At 63.4% G+C, this 1990-nt stretch carries 4 protein-coding genes; 2 read left to right on the top strand and 2 right to left on the bottom strand.

What is annotated here, in order from left to right; translation table 11 throughout:
- Window positions 1-190: 190 nt before the first annotated feature.
- Window positions 191-631, bottom strand: a complete 441-nt coding sequence (locus L3X40_RS21705) for an MFS transporter (protein ID WP_237367408.1) — start codon at window positions 629-631, stop codon at window positions 191-193.
- The gene (locus tag L3X40_RS21700; protein ID WP_237367407.1) at window positions 607-957 is read right to left on the bottom strand and encodes a hypothetical protein; all 351 of its coding nucleotides are present in this window, start codon (window positions 955-957) and stop codon (window positions 607-609) included. Before L3X40_RS21700 ends, L3X40_RS21705 begins: the two co-directional genes overlap by 25 nt.
- Before the next feature lie 68 nt (window positions 958-1025).
- Here L3X40_RS21700 and L3X40_RS21695 point away from each other — a divergent pair, with 68 nt between their 5' ends.
- Window positions 1026-1472, top strand: a complete 447-nt coding sequence (locus L3X40_RS21695; protein ID WP_237367406.1) for a helix-turn-helix domain-containing protein — start codon at window positions 1026-1028, stop codon at window positions 1470-1472.
- A gap of 77 nt (window positions 1473-1549) precedes the next feature.
- A complete protein-coding gene (locus tag L3X40_RS21690; RefSeq protein WP_237367405.1) occupies window positions 1550-1933 on the top strand; it encodes a helix-turn-helix domain-containing protein in 384 nt (127 codons plus the stop codon).
- The last annotated feature ends 57 nt before the right edge of the window (window positions 1934-1990 follow it).

Genomic DNA, 1990 nt, shown 5'->3' with positions numbered 1-1990 from the left:
GCTACTGGCCGAGTCTAAGGCTAAAGCCAGTATCCGACTGAAGTCGGAGGGGTTCCTCCTCCAAGAGGACTCTAAACCCCAAACGGGTCAATGACCAGTTTTTGCTGGCACTGTGACATCGACCCAAGGAGCCGGATGCGGGCCCGCACGTCCGGTTCTGAGAGAGCCGCGGTGGAGTAATCCGCCGCGGCTACTCGACCCCGACCGGAGTGACGCCCCAGATCGGCGGCTGCCCGCGGCCGATGGTCATAGCCAGCGCATAGGCCCCCAGTGTGAGAATGAGCAGAACCATGCCCAGAGTATCGATGGCGGTGCGATCCCGCGCGGGCGCAACGCGATTCGATGGCAATGTCCGCCACAGAATGAGAAACGTCACCACGCCGAGCGGGACATCAATCAGGAAGATGGCAGGCCACCCGGCCATGGTTGTGAGCATGCCGCCGAGGGACGGCGCGAGCATCGTGCCGATCGCGGACATGGTGCCCATCAGGCCCATCGCGCGGCCCAGGCGGCCTTTGGGAAGGACATCGGCGACAAAGGCGGTGGCCAGCGCCATCATGATTGCCGCGCCGAGGCCCTGGGCGACGCGCGCCGCGATGAGCCAACCTAGCGTGGGCGCGGCCCCGCACAGGAGCGACGCGCCTGAGAATAGCCCGACCCCGGCCAGCAGCAGTCGACGGCGGCCGATCGGTCACCGACCGTTCCGGCCATGACGATCATGGCGGTGATGGCCAGAAGATAGGCGAGGAGGATCCACCGCGCTGCCTGAAACCATGCCGTGAAGCTTTGGGCCAGCGCCGGCAGCGCCGCGTTGGCGATGCTGGTTGCCAGCGACGGCAAGAGCGTTGCCAGCGACAGACCCGAAACCGGCGCGATCGTCGAACGAGCTAGGCCGACGCTGCCCTCGTCCATGCCAGCTGCGCGCTCCGCAATCGGTGCGTCCACTCTTGAATTCATCGCGATTCTCCTTGTCCCGATCGACACTGCGGAGCACGATGCCACCTCAAGTCAACTTGAGGTCAAGCATGAAACTCATGGACATTGCCGAAGTCGCCAAGCGATCGGGCCTGCCTGCGGCAACGCTGCGCTATTATGAGGAGAAGGGCCTGATCGAGTCGCTAGGCCGACGCGGATTGCGGCGGACCTTCGACCATGATGTGCTCGAGCGGCTGTCGCTTATCGCACTCGGACAAATGGCTGGCTTTTCGCTCGACGAGATCGAGATGATGTTCGGCAGCAGGCAAAGACCGCATGTCGACAAGGCGCTGCTTGCGGCGAAGGCGGAGGAGCTGACTCGCACCATCCGGCAATTGGGCGCTCTAAAAAATGGCCTCGACCATGCCGCGTCCTGCCCGGCCCCGCACCATATAGAATGCCCGTCCTTCCAGCGGCTCATGAAGATCGCGGCGACACGCATCGGCCGTTCGCGCAGCCGCCCGACACGCACGCGCAGGCTGATCACATCCGCCTAGTGTGCCGTCTCAGAAGTTTCTAGCCATTGATCGTTTTTTGTGATTCCTGTTGCGGATGCGCGATGTGGAGTTCGGTCATGGCGGCGAACAAGGCGGTCGGGATTAAGCTTTCGGATAAGGAACGCTCGACGCTTGAGCGGCGGGCGCGTCGGCGCAACATCTCGCGGGCTGACGCGCAGCGGGCCGAGATCGTTCTGCAGGCGGCCAATGGCGCGAACAATTGTGAGATTGCCGCAGCCCTTGGCGTCACTCGGCAGACTGTTCGGACATGGCGGACACGCTTCGCCGAACAGCGCCTGGACGGCCTTTCCGATGAGCCGCGCTGCGGGGCGCCACGGAGCATTGGCGACGACCGGATCGAGGCGATTGTGGTCAAGACGCTCGAGGAGAAGCCGGTTGACGCTACGCATTGGAGCACCCGTGGGATGGCAAAGGCCACGGGCGGGACATTGCGTAATTGATTTAGTCACCCTCCTTCTTGGCACGGGGTCGTATTGTACGCCTCAAAGGAGGAGGAT

It is taken from the genome of Rhizorhapis sp. SPR117, assembly GCF_021742065.1.
The sequence above is the reverse complement of the archived record's forward strand: the minus strand, read 5'-3'. Positions and strand labels throughout refer to the sequence as shown.

Excerpts from the sequence above, each read along its gene's own strand:
- L3X40_RS21700 (WP_237367407.1), bottom strand. The coding sequence starts at position 957 with ATGAATTCAAGAGTGGACGCACCGATTGCGGAGCGCGCAGCTGGCATG.
- L3X40_RS21695 (WP_237367406.1), top strand. The coding sequence starts at position 1,026 with ATGAAACTCATGGACATTGCCGAAGTCGCCAAGCGATCGGGCCTGCCT.
- L3X40_RS21690 (WP_237367405.1), top strand. The coding sequence starts at position 1,550 with ATGGCGGCGAACAAGGCGGTCGGGATTAAGCTTTCGGATAAGGAACGC.